This is a genomic window from Herbaspirillum frisingense (assembly GCF_047325095.1).
GTDB lineage: Bacteria > Pseudomonadota > Gammaproteobacteria > Burkholderiales > Burkholderiaceae_D > Herbaspirillum > Herbaspirillum frisingense.
Window position 1 is genome coordinate 318,552 of record NZ_CP168558.1, and the last position, 17,317, is coordinate 335,868.

Below are 17,317 nucleotides of genomic sequence, written 5' to 3' on the forward strand. Positions count from 1 at the left end.
ACTACCCCGAACACTCTGACCTGACAAGGACCTTTGCATGACCGCCGATGCCCACGCCGCTGCTGCTGTCTCCGCCCGCTGTTTCGTCCCCTATCCTCCCGTGCCGCTGGAGAATGCCGCTGCCGGCCCGCTGGCCGGGGTCCGCCTGGCCGTGAAGGATATCTTCGATGTGGCCGGCTACCCCACCGGTTGCGGCAATCCGCACATGCTGGCCATGTCCGGCATCAAGTCTTCTTCGGCGCCGGCAGTGCAGGCACTGCTGCAGGCCGGCGCCCATTTCGTGGGCAAGGTCTATACCGATGAACTGGCCTTCTCCATGAATGGCAAGAACGCCCACTTCGGCACGCCGCGCAATGGCGGTGCACCCGATCGCATTCCCGGTGGCTCCAGTTCCGGTTCGGCCTCGGCGGTCTCCAACGACCTGGCCGATCTGGCACTGGGGACCGATACCGGCGGTTCGGTGCGCGTGCCGGCCAGCCATTGCGGCCTGATCGGCTTGCGTCCTACGCATGGGCGCGTATCGCTGGCCGGGGTCATGGACCTGGCCAGTAGCTTCGACACCTGCGGCTGGTTCGCCCGCGACATGGGGGTGTTCAGCCGCGCCGGCGAGGTCTTGCTGGGCCCTGATAGCGCGCCCCTGCCCGAGCAGCCACGCACCATGGTGGCGGCCGACGTGCTGGCCCTGCTGGAGCCCCGCGTGCAGGAGGTGTTCTCGCACACGCTGGATCGTCTGGCTGGCGTGATCGGCACCCCGCAACCGGTGAAGACCGCCGCGCCTTCCTTCGATACCCTGTACTGGGCCTTCCGCCACATCCAGGGCTATGAAGCCTGGCAGGCCCATGGCGAGCAGATCCGTCGTCATGATTTCCAGCTCGGCCCGGGCGTGGCCGAGCGATTCTCCTGGTCGGCCACCATCACGCCGCAGCAGATGCAGCAGCATAGTGCGGTGCGCGCCGGCTTCCGCGAAGTCTTCCAGCGCCTGCTGGGCCAGGATGGCGTGCTGCTGTTGCCCAGCGCGCCAGATGTGGCGCCACTGCTGACCGACTCCGAACAGTCCCTGGAAAACTATCGCAACCAGGCCGTGCGCATGCTTTGCCTGGCCGGGCTGTCGGGCTGCCCGCAGATCTCCTTGCCGCTGATGCGCCTGGATGGCGCACCCTTCGGCTTTTCGCTGATCGCGCCGGTCGGCAGCGACCGTTCCCTGATCCGCTATGCCGCGAGACTGATGCATGAGTGCGCCTGAGTCCACGCCGCGGGTGGTGCTGGCGCAACCGCTGACGGCACGGGCCTTTGCGCCCTACGGCGACCTGATCGCGCCGGGCGAGGCCGGGCGTGAGATCAACTTCGGCACCACCCAACGTTTCGATGACGTGGCCCGGCTGGATGTACAGGAGCAGGACGGGCGCGCCTGCGTGGCCCTGTTCCGCACCGACGCGCAGACCCACCGGGCGCCCTATCCCCTGCGCGCCTTCGAGCGCCATTGCCTGGGCAGCCAGAGCTTCATCCCGCTGGGGGCCAGTCGCTGCCTGGCGGTGTTGGCCGGCAGTGGCGACACCCCCGACGAGGCCGCCATCGTCGCCTTCATGATCGAGCCCGGCCAGGGCGTGACGCTGCGGCGCGGCGTCTGGCATCACCCCCTGATCACGGTGGGCGCAGCCGACGTGCTGGTGATCGAGCGCGCAGCGGCCAGCGAGGATTGCCAGGTCATGGCCATGACCACGCGCGTGGAAGTGCGGTTGGGCTGATGCGGCTGACGCGGCTCATGTTGGGCCTGGGCAAGCCGCCCCAGGCGAATCCTGCAATAATGACGGATTGTCACCGCCCCGATCAGTCTTGCGCCTGGTAGTCATGTGCGCTGGTCGCGGCCGCCTTCCTTTTTTCCTGTCACCGTCATGCTGCACGCAGTCGCCGCCTCCGTCCTGTGGGGCCTGTTCCCGCTTTACTTCAAGTTGTTGAAGGAGGTTGCTTCCTTCGATATCGTGGTGCAGCGCCTGTTCTGGTCCTGCGTGTTCCTGGCGGGTGTGCTGGCCTGGCGGCGACAGTGGCGCTGGCTGGGGGAGGTGGCGCGTCAGCCAAGGGTGGTGGCCGGTTGCCTGCTGTCGGCACTGCTGCTGAGTGGCAACTGGACCCTGTATGTCTGGGCGGTGAATGCCGGGCGCATCGTCGATACCAGCCTGGGTTACTTCATGAGCCCCCTGATGAGCGTCTTCATGGGCTACCTGATCCTCAAGGAGCGCATGCGCCCGCTGCAATGGCTCTCGGTCCTGCTGGCGCTGGGTGCGGTGCTGTGGCTGACCTTCGCCAACGGCAAGCTGCCCTGGATTTCGCTGCTGATCGCGCTGTCCTTCGCCTTCTATGGCCTGCTGCGCAAGACCGCCCACCTGGGCCCGCTGGAAGGCCTGTCGCTGGAAACCCTGCTGATGCTGCCGCTGGTGCTGCTGTTGCTGGGCATCGATACCGTGCGCGACAGCAATGCCTTTACCCATGCCTCCACCACGGCCCAGGTGCTGCTGGTGCTGTCCGGCCCCATCACGGCGGTACCTCTGTTGCTGTTTGCCCATGGTGCGCGCCGCATCCCGCTGTCCATGCTGGGCCTGATGCAGTACATCTCGCCCACCATCCAGTTGCTGGGCGGGGTGCTGATCTACGGCGAACCCTTCACCGGCGCCCGCGCCATCGGCTTTTGCGTGATCTGGGCGGCGCTCGCGGTATACTCCGCCGAAGGCTTGTGGCGCTACATGCGCTCCCGCGCACAAAGCTCGACCGAGCCCGGCGCCGGCAGCGCCTGAGCACCGGCTCATCGTTTCCCTCTTACTGGCAACTCATACCATGGCCCAATACGTCTTTACCATGAACCGCGTCGGCAAGATCGTGCCGCCGAAGCGGCAGATCCTCAAGGACATTTCGCTGTCCTTCTTCCCCGGCGCCAAGATCGGCGTGCTCGGCCTGAACGGCTCGGGCAAATCGACCCTGCTCAAGATCATGGCCGGCATCGACAAGGAAATCGAGGGTGAAGCCATCCCGATGCCCAACCTGAACATCGGCTACCTGCCGCAGGAACCGCAACTCGACGCCGAGAAGACCGTGCGCCAGGAAGTCGAAAGCGCCCTGGGCGAAGTCTTCGAAGCCCAGGCCAAGCTGGACGCCGTCTACGCCGCCTATGCCGAGGAAGACGCCGACTTCGATGCCCTGGCCACCGAGCAGGCCCGTCTGGAGGCCATCATCGCCGCCGCCGACGGCAACAGCCTCAACCAGCAACTGGAAATGGCCGCCGACGCACTGCGCCTGCCGCCCTGGGATGCCAAGATCGGCGTGCTCTCCGGTGGTGAAAAGCGCCGCGTGGCACTGTGCAAGCTGCTGCTCTCCAAGCCCGACATGCTGCTGCTGGACGAACCGACCAACCACCTGGACGCCGAATCGGTGGACTGGCTGGAGCAGTTCCTGCAGCGCTTCCCCGGCACCGTGGTGGCCATCACCCACGATCGCTACTTCCTCGACAACGCCGCCGAATGGATCCTGGAACTGGACCGTGGCCACGGCATCCCCTGGAAGGGCAACTACAGCTCCTGGCTGGAACAGAAGGAAGCCCGCCTGAAGCAGGAAGAAGCCAGCGAATCGGCGCGTCAGAAGACCATCGCCAAGGAACTGGAATGGGTACGCCAGAACCCCAAGGGTCGTCAGGCCAAGAGCAAGGCGCGTCTGGCCCGCTTCAATGAACTGTCCGAATACGAATACCAGAAACGCAACGAGACCCAGGAAATCTTCATTCCCGTGGCCGAGCGCCTGGGCAATGAAGTCATCGAGTTCAAGAACGTCAGCAAGGGCTATGGCGACCGCCTGCTGCTCGATGACCTGAACTTCAAGATTCCGGCCGGTGCCATCGTCGGTATCATCGGCCCCAACGGCGCCGGTAAGTCCACCCTGTTCCGCATGCTGGCCGGTCGCGAAACGCCGGACAGCGGCGAACTGGTGCTCGGCCCCACCGTCAAGGTGTCGCTGGTGGACCAGTCGCGTGAAGACCTGGGCAACAAGAAGACGGTCTTCGAGGACGTTTCCGGCGGTGCCGACATCCTCACCGTGGGCCGCTTCGAAATGCCGTCGCGTGCCTACCTGGGCCGCTTCAACTTCAAGGGTGGCGACCAGCAGAAGGTGGTCGGCAACCTCTCCGGTGGTGAACGCGGTCGCCTGCATCTGGCCAAGACCCTGCTGCAGGGCGGCAACGTCCTGCTGCTGGACGAACCGTCCAACGACCTCGACGTGGAAACCCTGCGTGCCCTGGAAGACGCGCTGCTGGAATTCGCCGGCACTGTGCTGGTGATCTCCCACGATCGCTGGTTCCTGGACCGTATCGCGACCCACATCATCGCCTTCGAGGGTGATTCGCAGGTCACCTTCTTCGACGGTAACTATCAGGAATACGAAGCCGACAAGAAGAAGCGTCTGGGCGAAGAAGCCGCCAAGCCCAAGCGCATCCGCTACAAGCCGGTCACGCGCTGATCGCTCGCTGATCGCCTGATCGATCCGTACCCGGGAAACGCCGCTGGACGTCGCTGACGTCAGCGGCGTTTTTTTCGCCGGGAGGGAGCGTAAAGAGTTGTAGGGATGCATGACGTGGCCCGTGCCGATGGCTACCATCCCTGCATCACAGGAATCCTCGGGGGAAACGTCGATGAAGACGCGCCAGGTGCTGACCATCTGTCTGCTGCTGGGTGCTTGCGCCAGTTCGCAACCGGTCACGCAGATCGACAAGGACACCTATCTGCTGGTGGCCAGTTCGCGCTGGCACGGCAACGAGGGCGTGGCCATCCAGGGCCTGCAGCAGGCCGACGACTGGTGTCGCCAGCGCGGGCGCCGCGCACGCGTGACCGGCAGTGAGCGCTCCGATGGCGTGATCGGGGTGATGCCGCCCAAGGTGATGTTGACCTTCAAGTGTGATCCATCCCCATAGGAGCGGTTCCCATGGCCCGGGAGCGGGCAGAAAACGCCCTGCGCGGGTAGAATCACGCCCTCGCGCCCACCAGGCGCCCGGTCGAGAAGAGGCCGCCGTCCTATCCCGGGCGCGATGATCTCTCCTTCCTCGTTCGCGTCATCCGCGCACCCGATAAAAAAATTCGCGCCACCTGGCTCCCCGGGCTACGTTTGCCATCGGGTCCCAGGACTGTATCCATCATTCATCCGCCCTGACATGCTCGCCACGATTACCCGCCTCTTCCCCGTGTGGGCGCTGCTGCTTTCCGCCGCCGCCTATTTCTCGCCACCGACCTTCACGCCCCTGGGCAAGTACATCACCCAGCTCCTCACCCTGATCATGCTGACCATGGGCGTGACGCTGACGGTGGACGACTTCAAGCGCATCATCAAGCGCCCCGCGCCGGTGGCTGCCGGCATCATCCTGCACTACCTGGTCATGCCGCTGGCCGCCTGGGTCATCGCCAAGGTGCTGCGCATGCCGCCTGACCTGACCGCCGGCATGGTGCTGGTGGGCAGCGTTGCCTCCGGTACCGCCTCCAACGTGATGATCTATCTCTCGCGCGGCGATGTCGCGCTGTCGGTCACCATTTCCACGCTGTCGGCGCTGGTGTCGGTATTTGCCACGCCGCTGCTGACGGAGCTGTATGTGGACGCTTCCATCCACTTCGACGCGCATGCCATGCTCATGTCCATCGTGCAGATCGTGGTGGTGCCCATCGCCGTGGGCCTGGTACTGAACCTGTTTGCCGGCAACCTGATCCGCCGCATCGAACCCTACCTCTCGCTGGTGTCGATGGTGGCGATCCTGCTGATCATCTCGGCGGTGGTCGCCGGCAGTCAGGCCAGCATCGCCTCGGTGGGCCTGGTGGTACTGGTGGGCGTGATCCTGCACAACGGCCTGGGTTTGCTGGGTGGCTACTGGGGTGGTCGCCTGCTCGGCTTCGACGAAGCGGTATGCCGTACCCTGGCCATCGAGGTGGGGATGCAGAATTCCGGTCTGGCGGCTGCGCTGGGCAAGCTCTACTTCACCCCGGTGGCGGCCTTGCCGGGCGCGTTGTTCTCGGTGTGGCACAACCTGTCGGGTTCGCTGCTGGCCGGTTACTGGCGCGGTCGCCCGCCGCGTGACTGAGCACTGTACTCGCCTGATATTCGCCTGATATTCGCCTGAAACGACGCGGCCCGCTCCCGGATGGAAGCGGGCCGTTGTTCATGGGCCGTTATGTGCCTACAATCGGCCACATTCATCATCCAAGGAAGGGACCATCATGCAAAAACGCCAGTTCATGCGCCTGGGCGCCACTCTGCTGGCGGCACCGGCCGCCCTGCCGGCGCTGGCTGCGGACAAGAAGGCCGGTGGGTCCGGGCCGGTGTTGCTGACCGTCACCGGCGACATCGGCAACAGCAATCGCGGCGCCCTCGATCCGGCGCTGGACCAGATGATGGCCAAGCAGAAACTGAGTTTCGACAAGGCCTATACCTTCGACTTTGCCGCCCTGTCGGCTCTGCCTTCGGTGGAAATCCACCCTACGCTGGAATACGACCGCCGTCGCCATAGCCTGCGCGGTCCCTTGTTGTCGGAGGTGCTGCGCGTCTGTGGCGCCCCCGCCGCGCTGCAGAACTGCGCCCTGCGCGCCGTGGATGGCTATGCGGTGCTGGTGTCCGCAGCCGATATTGCCAAGTACCGCTTCATCGTCGCCACCCACCTGGATGGCAAGCCGATTCCGCTGGGCGGGCTCGGTCCGCTGTGGGCCGTCTATGACGCCGACAGCTTCCCGGAGATGACCGCGCGCCCCTTGCCGGAACGCTTCGGCCAATGCCCGTGGGGCCTGTACCACATCGCCGTGCGCAAGGCCTGATGCAAGCCTCAGTGAAAGTGCCGACGCGCCTCAGACGTTGATGGCGCTGTCCGACTTCATCCGCTTGCGCAGTTCGAACTTCTGGATCTTGCCGGTGGAGGTCTTGGGCAACGGGCCGAAGTAGATCGCCTTGGGCACCTTGAAGCCGGCCAGGTGGCCACGGCAGAACTCGGCCAGTTCGGCCGCGCCGATGTCGGCACCTTCCTTCAGTTCGACAAAGGCGCAGGGGGTCTCGCCCCATTTCTCGTCCGGCTGTGCCACCACGGCCGCCGCCAGTACGGCCGGGTGACGGTAGAGCACGTCTTCTACTTCCACGCTGGAGATGTTCTCGCCCCCGGAGATGATGATGTCCTTGCTGCGGTCCTTGATCTTGATGTAACCGTCGGCATTCATCACGCCCAGGTCGCCGGTGTGGAACCAGCCGCCGGCGAAGGCTTCCTGCGTGGCCTTGTCGTTCTTCAGATAGCCCTTCATGCAGATGTTGCCGCGGAACATGATCTCGCCGATCTCTTCGCCATCGGCGGCCACTGCTTCCATGGTGTCCGGCGAGAGCACCGTCACGCCACTCTGCAGGTGGTAGCGCACACCCTGGCGCGACTTCAACACCGCCCGCTGGTCCACCGACAGGCCGCTCCAGTCATCCTGCTCGGCGCAGACCGCCGCCGGCCCGTAGACCTCGGTCAGGCCATAGACGTGGGTCAGTTCGAACTGCATGGCCTCCATCTTGGCCAGCACGGCCGCTGGCGGCGGTGCCCCGGCCACCATCGCCTTGACCGGACCGCGGATGCCGGCGCGCCAGCCCTCGGGCGCATTGGCCAGCGCGGCATGGACGATGGGCGCGGCGCAGTAGTGGGTGATGCCATGTTCGGCGATCAGGTCGAACACCAGTTTGGGATCGAACTTGCGCAGGCAGACGTTTACGCCCGCGCGTGCGGCGACCGTCCACGGGAAGCACCAGCCATTGCAATGGAACATCGGCAGCGTCCACAGGTAGACCGGGTGCTTGGGCAGGTCCCATTCGAGGATGTTGGACACCGCATTCAAGGCCGCGCCACGATGGTGATAGACCACCCCCTTGGGGTCGCCAGTGGTGCCGGAGGTGTAGTTCAGGGCAATCGCATCCCATTCGTCGGCCGGCATCTGCCAGTCAAACTGTTCGTCACCGCTGGCCAGCAGGGCTTCGTACTCCAGGTGGCCGAAGCGTTCACCCGCCACCGGTGGCGGGCCCAGTTCATCAAAGACTTCGACGATCTTCAGCGCCGGCAATTGCGTGCGCAACTGCTGTGCCAGTGCGGCGAATTCGCTGTCGATCAGCAGCACCCGGGCTTCGCCATGGCGCAGCATGAAGACGATGGATTCGGCGTCGAGCCGGATGTTGAGCGCGTTGAGCACGGCGCCGGCCATCGGTACGCCGAAGTGCGCCTCCACCATCGCCGGGGTATTGGGCAGCATGGCTGCCACGGTGTCGTTCTTGCCCACGCCCAGGCCTTGCAGGGCGCTGGCCAGGCGGCGCGTGCGGCGGTAGGTCTGGTCCCAGTCCTGGCGCAGTGCGCCGTGGATGATGGCGGTGCGCTTGCCATAGACGGCGGCGGCACGCGCGATGAAATCGATGGGGGTGAGGGCCGCGTAATTGGCGGTGTTGCGGCCGAGGCCTGTGTCGAAATCTGCCATGTCTGTCTCCTAGCGGCGGGGATGGTGGGGCGGCGGCCTTGTGCATTTTTTATCAGCCGCAGCTCAGTTCTCTAGGGTAGCACTGAAGCCGGCTTGTGCTTTGTCATCACGACGACAAGGCTGACATGCGACAATGTCCGGCGTTTTCCTCCTTCCCCCAAGCCCCCTCATGAGCAGCAAGATGGCGCAGCTTCTGCAGCAATACGACTGGTTCGCCGCCCTGTCGGCCGAACATCGTGCGCTGGCGGCCGCGACCACGCAATTGTCGCGCTTTGCCGCCGATGCCTTCGTGGCCCGCCGGGGCGAGCGCTCCGATTACTGGATCGGCGTGCATGAGGGCCTCATCAAGCTGGCGGTCTACAACATCGACGGCCGCAGCAGCACGCTGTCGGGTGTGCCCGAGGGCGGGTGGTGCGGCGAGGGTAGCGTGATCAAGCGCGAGCCGCGCCGCTATGACGTCATCGCCATCCGCGCCTCGCAGATCCTGCTGGTGCCGGCTGATACCTTCCATCGCCTGATGGCCGAGAGCCTGCCCTTCAATGCCTTCGTGATCGGCCAGCTCAACGAACGCATGGGCCAGTTCATCGCCACCGTGCAGAACGAGCGTCTGCTGGATGTGGATGCCCGCGTGGCACAGGCGATTGCGCAACTGTTCCATCCCATGCTGTATCCACGTACCTCCAAGGTGCTGGAACTGTCGCAGGAAGAGATCGGCCTCCTGACCGGTCTGTCACGCCAGCGCGTGAACCTGGCCATGCGCCACCTGGCCGAACTGGGGCTGGTAGAGATTTCCTACCAGAGCATCCGCGTGGTCGACCTCGATGGCCTGCGCGCCTTCGGCATGGCCTCGCTATGAGGCGGCGCAGCCTGTCACCGCAACGACAGTCTGGCGGCCAGGCCTGGCATACCATCGGTCGACCTTCCCGCAACTGAATTCCCATGGCCATCGTCACCCACCATCACCTACAATTGCGCGAACTGCGTTTCGCCGCGCCGGCGCGGGTGCGGGTGTGGAAGGGCGCAGCCACGCTCAGGAGCGGCAATGTCACCATCGAACTGAGGGAGGGCGAGAGCTTCACCGTCCCGTCCTTCGTGCGCTTCTCCTGCCTGGCCCATCCGCGCATGGCGGCGCAGGGCATGCGTCCGGCCGTCTGGTCGCTGGCGCTGGAGACGCAATCCCCGGCCGACATGGAAAGCGCGGCCGATGCCAGCAAGCCCCATGCACGTCGCCTGGCCGCCGCGATCTTCGCGCAACCTGCGGCCGACTGGCGCGCCGAGGGCATTGCCCGTGATTGGCAGATGAGCCCGGCGCGCTTGCGCGCGCTGCTTTTTGCCGAAGGGGAATCGCTGCGCAGCCTGGTGCGCGAGCAGCGCGTGGCCTGGGTCCTGGCCGGGCTGGCGCGCATGGATGATGCCGGCGCACCGCCTGCGGCGGTCGGATTTGCCTCGCTGGCGGCGCTGCAGCGGGCTTGCCAGGAAGCCATCGGGTTGCCGCCGGAGATTGCCCGCCGCGCCATCTCGCTGCTCAGCAGCACGCCCGTGCAGGTCGTACCGTCGCGCCAGGATGAGGCGCGCAAGCCGCGCTACCGGCCCTATTTCTGAGATTTCCGAGGTGCAGTCCGCCGCCCGGCGGCAAGTTTGCTACCATCTGCGCTTTCCCTCAATTCTGTGTGGCCCGCTGCGGGCCGATTTCTCATGAGCAAGTTCTGGAGCCCCATCGTCAGCCGCCTGACGCCCTACACCCCCGGCGAACAACCCAAGATCGCGCGCCTGGTCAAGCTCAATACCAACGAGAGCCCGTATGGCCCGTCGCCGCTGGCGCTGCAGGCCATCGCCCGTGAAGTCAGCGACAGCCTGCGCCTGTATCCCAATCCGGATGCCGAGCCGCTCAAGCTGGCCATCGCCCGCCGCCATGCCGCCGACGGCATCAGCGCGCGCGAGGTGTTCGTGGGCAATGGCTCCGACGAAGTGCTGGCGCATGCCTTCCAGGCCCTGCTGCAGCATGGCAAGCCCATCCTGTTCCCGGACATCACCTACAGCTTCTATCCGACCTATGCCGGCCTGTACCAGGTCGAGTATCGCGCCGTGCCGCTGGCCGAGGATTTCACGCTGCGCGCCGACGACTACATCGGCCAGGGCGAGGCCATCGGCGGCATCATCTTCCCCAACCCGAACGCGCCCACCGGCTGCCTGCTGGGACTGGACCAGATCGAGCGCATCCTGCAGGGCAATCCGGAGCGGGTGGTGGTGGTTGATGAGGCCTATATCGATTTCGGCGGCCAGAGCGCCATCCCGCTGGTGCAGCGCTATCCCAACCTGCTGGTGGTACAGACCTTCTCCAAGTCGCGCGCGCTGGCCGGCATGCGGGTCGGTTTTGCCATCGGCCACGCCGACCTGATCGATGCACTGGAACGGGTCAAGAACAGCTTCAACTCCTATCCGCTGGATCGTCCGGCGATTGCCGGCGCCACCGCCGCCATCGAGGACGAGGACTACTTCCAGAAGACCTGCGGCATGGTCATCGCCAGCCGCACCGCCCTGGTGGCGCAGCTGGAAGGCCTGGGTTTCCAGGTCCTGCCGTCGGCGGCCAACTTCGTCTTCGCGCGTCATCCACAACATGACGCGGCCGCCCTGGCGGCGGCGCTGCGCAGCGACGGCATCATCGTGCGTCACTTCAAGACCGAGCGCATCAAGCAGTTCCTGCGCATCACCATCGGTACCAATGCGGATTGCGCCACGCTGGTGGAGGCACTGGGGCGCCATCTGGGGCAACAGTAAGTCCGACGGTGAACGGCGGCCGGTCCGCCGTCCCCAAGCCTTAGCTGAGCGGCCGCTGGCGCCACGCCACCAGGGACCCGGCCAGCAGCATCAGTGCGGAAAACACCAGTCCGCGTTGCAGCCCGCCGGCACCATCGGCGATCCAGCCGACGATGGACGGACCGATGATCTGCCCGACCGCGAAGACGATGGTGAAGGCGCTGATGCCGGCCGGCCAGTCCGAGGGCGGCAGGTTGTGGCGCACCATGGCCGTGGTCGAGGCCACCGCAGAGAGAAAACATCCCCCGAAGAGCAGGCCGGAGGCGAACACTGCCACCGTCGCGTTCGTCGTGGCCGGCAGCAGCGTGGCCACGCACAGCAGGCCGTTGAGGATGGCCAGCGACTGCCCGCCACGGAAGCGGTCCAGCATGCGCGCCCAGATGCGCGAGGAGGCAAAGGTGGCCGCGCCCAGCAGCGCAAAGAAGAGCGTGATGCGCGCCGGTGCCATGCCTTCTTCCTTGAGCAGGGCGATCACGAAGGTCATGTAGCCGATATAGCCGAGCCCGAAAAAGAGATAGCCGACCAGCCCATACTGCAGGGAGCGCGCCCGCCAACGACTGGGGCCGGCCGCCTGCGCCGGGCTGGTCGGCATCAGTGCTGCCGGCAAGGCCATGACGATGCTGGCCACCAGTGCCAGCAGGCCCAGCAGTATCCACGCCCATTGCCAGGGATGGGCTGCGCCCCGTGCCAGGGCGGCGTCCATCACGGGCGGCACCAGCAATGAGGCGGCGACGATACCGATGCCGGTGCCACCGTAGTAGAGCCCCAGCAGCAGGCCCGCACGTTGTGCATGCAGCGCCGCCAGGCGGCTGACCAGCAATCCCCCCGAGACGAAGATGAGCGCACTGGTCACGCCGGTGACCATCCGCAGCAGCAGTTGCAGCAGCGTGTCCGTGGTCAGGGCCGGCAGGAAGGACAGCAGCGCCGTTCCGAAGGCACCCGCGATGAGCACCCGATGCGCCTGGTAGCGGCGCATCAGCATGGGTGTCAGCAGTGCCCCCAGCAGGTAGCCCAGGGCATTGCCGGTATTCATGCCGCCGGCCACCAGATAAGGCCAGCCGAGGTCGGCGCGCATCGGCGCCAGCAGCAGGGCGTAGGAAAAGCGCGCCAGGCCCAGTGCCACGGCGGTGCCAAGCGACAGGGCCAGGGCAGTCAGGATGGGGTGGCGCAGGATGAAGGGCGATGGCGCATGCGCAGCGTGGCTGGTCATGGGATGGCGTCTCCGGGCGGTCTTGTTATGGCGCCCAGTGTAGCCGATGCAGAAGGGAGATATGCGCTGAGGTGGGCGGAGGCGTTGGCTCAGTTGGCGATGGGGCGCCAGTTGTGCTCCTGTACCACATGCAGACAGGCATCCACCACCACCGGGTCCAGGCGGCTGCCGCGTTGACGCTGGATTTCTTCCAGCGCCACGGCCATGCCCAGCGACTTGCGGTAGGGGCGGTCGGCCGACATCGATTCGACGATGTCGGCAACGGTCAGGATGCGCGATTCGAAGGGCAGGGCGTCGCCGCTGATGCCACGCGGATAGCCGCTGCCGTCGAGGTATTCATGGTGGCACCAGACGATCTCGGCCAGGTTGAAGGGGAAGCTGATCTTGTTGAGCATCTCGTAGCCGAATTGCACGTGGGTCTTGAGCACGCCATATTCGTCGGCCGTGATGCGGCCCGGCTTGGTAAGCAGTTCCAGCGGTATCCTGGCCTTGCCGATGTCGTGCACCTGGGCCGCCATGTGCAGCACGTCGATGCGCTCGGCGGGCAGGCGCAGATGCCGCCCGATCATCACCGCCAGCTCGGCGGTCTGGTCTTCGTGATTGGGCGTATAGCCGTCAGTGAGCCGATGCATGGCGATCAATGCATCGATGACTTCCTGATAGATCTTGTTCGGTTCTGAAACTGGCATTCCTGTCCCTGCGAGATTGCAGCCGCCGGCAGCGTCGGTCGCTCAGAGTGCGGTTCGATCCGTGATCTGCAAGGCGGCATGCGCCCTTCTTGCAAGCTGGCAGGTTCGTTGGCTTCTGAATGGCCACCCTGGGGGTGGCCCTGCACCGCGGTGTCCGACAGCGCATGACGATGCGCTTTCCCGGTTGTCGGATAATAGCGGTTTGCAATACTGAAACTCATTTCAGGAAAGAAATGATTTTTGCGCAGTTTACATTCCTGACTTATCGATGACAACCAAGCCGTCCCCTTCCCATCCTGCTTCTCCGTCCCGCCTGATCTGGCGCAAGTTTGCCATTCCCCTGTTTTTCCTGCTGCTGGGAATCGTCTTTGCCACCTGGGCCGCACGCATTCCCGCCATCCGGGACCATCTGCAGCTGGACGCGGCCACGCTGGCGCTGGTGCTGTTGTGCGGCGGGATTGGCGCGGTCGGTTCGTTCCCGCTGGCGGCCTGGATCACCGGGCACTATGGCGCGCGCCACAGCACCCTCTACGCCGGCCTGGCGTTGCTGGTGTCGCTGCCGCTGCTGGGTCTGGCGCCGGGGCTGGCGAGCCTGATGCTGATCTGCACCCTGTACGGCGCAGCCTCCAGTTGCTTCGACGTCGCCATCAATGCGCTGGGTGCGCAGGCCGAACGCGATGCCGGGCGGCCCATCATGTCGATGCTGCACGGCTGGTTCTGTGTGGGGACCTTCTCGGGCGCGCTGATTGCCAGTGCGGTGGCGGGGCTGGGCATCGCACCGGTCTGGCATTTCCTGCTGGTGGCGGCGCTGTTCCTCTATCCCCTGTACGCGGCCTACGTGGCCTTGCCCGACGACCGCCCGGAACACGATCCGCAGCGCAAGCTCTTCGCGGTACCGCATGGCCATCTGGTGGTGCTGGGGGTGATCGCCTTTTGCGGGGCCATCGTCGAGGGTTCGGTGGCCGACTGGAGTGGCATCTACATGAAGGACCACATCGGCGCCAGCGATGGCAGCACGCCGCTGGCCTATGCCGCCTTCGCCGGCATGATGCTGATCATGCGCATGGTCGGTGACAGTCTCAAGGCCCGTTACGACGCGCGCCGGGTGGTCTGGATCGGCACCCTGGTCGCCAGCGCCGGCATCGCGCTGGCGGTGGTCGCGCCCGGCATGGCCGTGGCCATCCTGGGGTTTGCCATTGCCGGCACCGGCGTGGCGGCGGTGTTTCCCTTCGTCTTCAGTGCCGCTGGCCGACATGGCTCGACGGCACTGGCGGCGGTGGCCACGCTGGGCTACAGCGGCAGCCTGATCGGACCGCCGGTGTTCGGCTTCCTGGCGCATGGCTGGGGTCTGCAGGCGGCGCTGGCGCTGCTGGGCGTGCTGTGCCTGGCCATGGCCGGCTCCAGCCGACGCGCGCTGTGGCTGCAGTAGATGGCGCGGGCGCCTACAATAGCGCCTCTCTTGAAACAACGGATGCAAGGAATATCACGATGCGCAACCTGGTCCTGCTGCCGGGCTTCATGCTCAATGAACACCTGTGGGACGACATGCGGGACGATCTCGCCACGCTGGGGTCCCTGACCTTTGGCGACCTCGGCCAGGATATCGGCATCCAGGCCATGGCCGATGCGGTCCTGCGTCAGGCGCCGGAGCGCTTCGTGCTGCTGGGGTTTTCCATGGGCGGTTTCGTGGCCCAGGCAATTGCCCTGAAGGCGCCTGAGCGTGTGCTGGGGTTGGGGCTGCTCAATACCTCTTCACGCCCGCAGACCGAGCGAGAATCGCAGGGCACGCTGGCCCAGCTCGACATGGCCCAGCGTACGCCCTTCAAGGGCTTGACCTCGCGGGCGCTGGCGTCGTCCCTGCATCCGGTACGCAGTACCGATCGCACGTTGCTAGACCGGCTGCAGTCCATGGCACTGGCCAACGGCAAGGAGGTCTTCCTGCGCCAGCTGCAGACCCTGCGCGACAGCAATGCGGAAGAACTGCAGCAGTTGCAGTGCCCGGTCCTTATCGTCAGCAGTGACGAAGACAAGTTGCGCAGCGTGGAGGAATCGGAAGAGATGGCGCGACGGATACCGCAATCGCGCCTGGAGATCATCGGCGATAGCGGTCACATGACGCCGATGGAAAAGCCGCAGGAATTGTTTGCCATTCTCTCGGACTGGATTACGCGTTCGGGTCTGTAGGTCCCTAGTCCCTGAGTCCCGACATCCCGCTTCCGCCCGGATGCGCGGGATGCGGGCATTGCGCCCGCACTTCGTCCCGCCTGCTCATCCTTCGTCGGGCTCCTTGCCCGGGGCGCCGGCTGCCCGGCCGCCCGCACCCTTGTTGACTTCGTCCAGACCGCCGGTGCCGCGCAGGTCGGTATCGACCTGGCCCTTGCGGATATCGTCGTAGGCCTGGCGGATTTCCGGGCGGTCTACCGCATGGCCGCTACGCGCCGGGTCCTGACGGTCTGCATTCTGGTCCTGCTCATGGGGCAGTCGGGGTTTTTCATGTTTGGGATGACGATCTTTTCTGGTTCTCAGGAAGCTGGTCATGTTGGGGTCCTCGCATCAAATGGTTGACTCTTCTTTTGCCGCAGGGCCGGCGCCGAGGAGCTTGAGTACAGTGGCTCACAAGCTCATCGGCTACCTTGCGCATGCACGAAGCGAACAAATACGACCGGGCCCCGCACAAGAAGTGCCGCCAGTTACAAGGCAGGATGCAAAATAGGAATTTGTCCGACAGAGGATTCGTACAGGCCGCGCCGGTAGGGCGCGGCAGGGTGATGAACTCGTCCATTCGATGCGCCAGGACTGGGCGCGTTCCCCCGCGCTGGTGCAGGCTTGCACAAAAAGGGAAAGGCGGATGGGGTCACCCATCCGCCTTGTCTTGAACCACCACGACGTTGCGTTGCAGGTTCTTACAGCGCCAGTCGCGTACGTGCGGCGTGATATTCAGCCTCCAGCCGATCCACCATCTCGGCCACACCAGGCACGTCGTCCATCAGCCCCACGCCCTGGCCAGCGCCCCAGATATCGCGCCAGGCCTTGGCCTTGCTGCCGCCGCCGGAGCCGAAGTTCATCTTGGTCTTGTCGGCCTCGGGCAGCTTGTCCGGGTCCAGCCCGGCGTTGACGATGGACTTCTTGAGATAGTTGCCGTGCACCCCCGTGAAGAGGTTGGTGTACACCACATCGGCCGCGGAGGAGTCGACGATGGCCTGGCGATAGGCCTCATCGACATTCGATTCGCGCGTGGCCAGCCAGCGCGATCCCATGTAGGCGAAGTCTGCGCCCATGGCCTGTGCGGCCAGTACGGCGTCGCCCGTGGCAATGGCACCCGACAGCACCAGCGGTCCCTTGAACATCTTGCGCACCTCGCCAACCAGCGCAAAGGGCGACAGCGTCCCGGCATGGCCGCCAGCGCCGGCAGCCACCAGGATCAGGCCATCGACCCCGGCTTCCAGCGCCTTTTCGGCATGGCGCAGGGAGATCACGTCATGCAGCACGATGCCGCCATAGCTGTGCACGGCATCGAGCATCTCCTGCGGAGGCGCGCGCAGGCTGGAGATGATGATAGGGACCTGATGCTTGACGCAGGTGGCCACGTCCTGGGCCAGACGGTCATTGGACTGGTGCACGATCTGGTTCACCGCAATCGGACCGACCTTGCGTTCCGGATGCTGCGCCTGCCACTGCGCCAGTTCTTCCTGCAGCTGGGTCAGCCAGACATCGAGTTGCTCTGCCGGACGGGCGTTGAGCGCGGGAAACGAACCGACCAGCCCGGCCTTGCACTGGGCCGCAACCAGCGCGGGACCACTGGCGATGAACATGGGCGAGCAGATGATGGGCAGGCGCAGATCTTGCAATGCTTTGGGGTAAGCAGGGGCTGGTGGCATGGTCGTCTCTCGTTGGTTGTCGTTATATCAAGGCACAAGGCCGCTTTTGTCCGACGATTATAGGATAAAAGTCGAAAAAATATAACGGTCGTGCTTTTTGTTGCGCGAATGGGAAATTTCAGGAAATTATTTATATGATTTACTGTCTTATCCCGACCATGTGCTATGTTTTCCACAAGCCTGGCGTAAAACAGGCCACGCAGGCGCCACCGGGGGCGTGTTGCG

The 17,317-nt window shown here is 65.1% G+C and carries 17 protein-coding genes; 12 read left to right on the top strand and 5 right to left on the bottom strand.

The window, feature by feature from the left end; genetic code table 11:
- Positions 1 to 37 precede the first annotated feature (37 nt).
- The 7 genes from ACEOAC_RS01485 (at position 38) to ACEOAC_RS01515 (ending at position 6,827) form a co-directional block, all read left to right on the top strand.
- Positions 38 to 1,243, top strand: coding sequence for an amidase (locus ACEOAC_RS01485; protein ID WP_413443604.1), 1,206 nt, complete (start codon positions 38 to 40; stop codon positions 1,241 to 1,243).
- Entirely contained in the window at positions 1,230 to 1,745 is a 516-nt protein-coding gene (locus ACEOAC_RS01490; RefSeq protein ID WP_413443605.1) for an ureidoglycolate lyase, read from the top strand. The genes ACEOAC_RS01485 and ACEOAC_RS01490 overlap by 14 nt, the downstream gene beginning before the upstream one ends.
- Before the next feature lie 147 nt (positions 1,746 to 1,892).
- Positions 1,893 to 2,789 (top strand): EamA family transporter RarD, encoded by an 897-nt coding sequence (gene rarD, locus ACEOAC_RS01495; protein WP_413443606.1) that lies wholly within the window; start codon positions 1,893 to 1,895, stop codon positions 2,787 to 2,789.
- A 40-nt stretch (positions 2,790 to 2,829) separates the two neighbouring features.
- On the top strand, positions 2,830 to 4,497 hold the full coding sequence (gene ettA / locus ACEOAC_RS01500; RefSeq protein ID WP_413443607.1) for an energy-dependent translational throttle protein EttA: 1,668 nt from the start codon (positions 2,830 to 2,832) through the stop codon (positions 4,495 to 4,497).
- A gap of 172 nt (positions 4,498 to 4,669) precedes the next feature.
- Complete coding sequence (locus ACEOAC_RS01505; RefSeq protein ID WP_006464610.1) at positions 4,670 to 4,948, top strand: hypothetical protein; 279 nt, start codon at positions 4,670 to 4,672, stop codon at positions 4,946 to 4,948.
- Between the two features lie 237 nt (positions 4,949 to 5,185).
- Positions 5,186 to 6,100 carry a ketopantoate/pantoate/pantothenate transporter PanS gene (gene panS / locus ACEOAC_RS01510; RefSeq protein WP_006464609.1) on the top strand — a complete coding sequence of 305 codons (915 nt, stop codon included), beginning with the start codon at positions 5,186 to 5,188 and terminating at the stop codon, positions 6,098 to 6,100.
- Positions 6,101 to 6,236: 136 nt separating this feature from the next.
- A complete protein-coding gene (locus ACEOAC_RS01515; RefSeq protein ID WP_006464608.1) occupies positions 6,237 to 6,827 on the top strand; it encodes a hypothetical protein in 591 nt (196 codons plus the stop codon).
- Positions 6,828 to 6,857: 30 nt separating this feature from the next.
- On the opposite strand, the gene ACEOAC_RS01520 is transcribed toward ACEOAC_RS01515, so the two are convergent.
- Positions 6,858 to 8,498 carry an acyl-CoA synthetase gene (locus ACEOAC_RS01520; RefSeq protein WP_077237295.1) on the bottom strand — a complete coding sequence of 547 codons (1,641 nt, stop codon included), beginning with the start codon at positions 8,496 to 8,498 and terminating at the stop codon, positions 6,858 to 6,860.
- A 181-nt stretch (positions 8,499 to 8,679) separates the two neighbouring features.
- Between ACEOAC_RS01520 and ACEOAC_RS01525 the strand changes: the two genes are divergently transcribed.
- The 3 genes from ACEOAC_RS01525 (at position 8,680) to hisC (ending at position 11,276) form a co-directional block, all read left to right on the top strand.
- Positions 8,680 to 9,354: a Crp/Fnr family transcriptional regulator gene (locus tag ACEOAC_RS01525; protein WP_413445744.1), complete on the top strand. Its 675-nt coding sequence runs from the start codon at positions 8,680 to 8,682 to the stop codon at positions 9,352 to 9,354.
- A gap of 83 nt (positions 9,355 to 9,437) precedes the next feature.
- On the top strand, positions 9,438 to 10,100 hold the full coding sequence (locus tag ACEOAC_RS01530; protein ID WP_413628647.1) for a hypothetical protein: 663 nt from the start codon (positions 9,438 to 9,440) through the stop codon (positions 10,098 to 10,100).
- A gap of 93 nt (positions 10,101 to 10,193) precedes the next feature.
- A complete protein-coding gene (gene hisC / locus ACEOAC_RS01535; RefSeq protein ID WP_413445462.1) occupies positions 10,194 to 11,276 on the top strand; it encodes a histidinol-phosphate transaminase in 1,083 nt (360 codons plus the stop codon).
- Between the two features lie 40 nt (positions 11,277 to 11,316).
- On the opposite strand, the gene ACEOAC_RS01540 is transcribed toward hisC, so the two are convergent.
- Both ACEOAC_RS01540 and ACEOAC_RS01545 read right to left on the bottom strand, forming a co-directional pair.
- A complete protein-coding gene (locus ACEOAC_RS01540; protein WP_413445461.1) occupies positions 11,317 to 12,525 on the bottom strand; it encodes a YbfB/YjiJ family MFS transporter in 1,209 nt (402 codons plus the stop codon).
- 89 nt (positions 12,526 to 12,614) lie between these two features.
- Positions 12,615 to 13,214, bottom strand: a complete 600-nt coding sequence (locus ACEOAC_RS01545; RefSeq protein WP_006464601.1) for an HD-GYP domain-containing protein — start codon at positions 13,212 to 13,214, stop codon at positions 12,615 to 12,617.
- Between the two features lie 268 nt (positions 13,215 to 13,482).
- On the opposite strand from ACEOAC_RS01545, the gene ACEOAC_RS01550 reads away from it, so the two are divergent.
- Both ACEOAC_RS01550 and ACEOAC_RS01555 read left to right on the top strand, forming a co-directional pair.
- Complete coding sequence (locus ACEOAC_RS01550) at positions 13,483 to 14,643, top strand: MFS transporter (RefSeq protein ID WP_241812928.1); 1,161 nt, start codon at positions 13,483 to 13,485, stop codon at positions 14,641 to 14,643.
- 59 nt (positions 14,644 to 14,702) lie between these two features.
- Positions 14,703 to 15,398: an alpha/beta fold hydrolase gene (locus ACEOAC_RS01555; RefSeq protein ID WP_413445134.1), complete on the top strand. Its 696-nt coding sequence runs from the start codon at positions 14,703 to 14,705 to the stop codon at positions 15,396 to 15,398.
- A gap of 84 nt (positions 15,399 to 15,482) precedes the next feature.
- On the opposite strand, the gene ACEOAC_RS01560 is transcribed toward ACEOAC_RS01555, so the two are convergent.
- On the bottom strand, positions 15,483 to 15,752 hold the full coding sequence (locus ACEOAC_RS01560) for a hypothetical protein (protein ID WP_413445135.1): 270 nt from the start codon (positions 15,750 to 15,752) through the stop codon (positions 15,483 to 15,485).
- Positions 15,753 to 16,117: 365 nt separating this feature from the next.
- Positions 16,118 to 17,092 carry an NAD(P)H-dependent flavin oxidoreductase gene (locus ACEOAC_RS01565; protein WP_006464597.1) on the bottom strand — a complete coding sequence of 325 codons (975 nt, stop codon included), beginning with the start codon at positions 17,090 to 17,092 and terminating at the stop codon, positions 16,118 to 16,120.
- Positions 17,093 to 17,317: the final 225 nt, after the last annotated feature.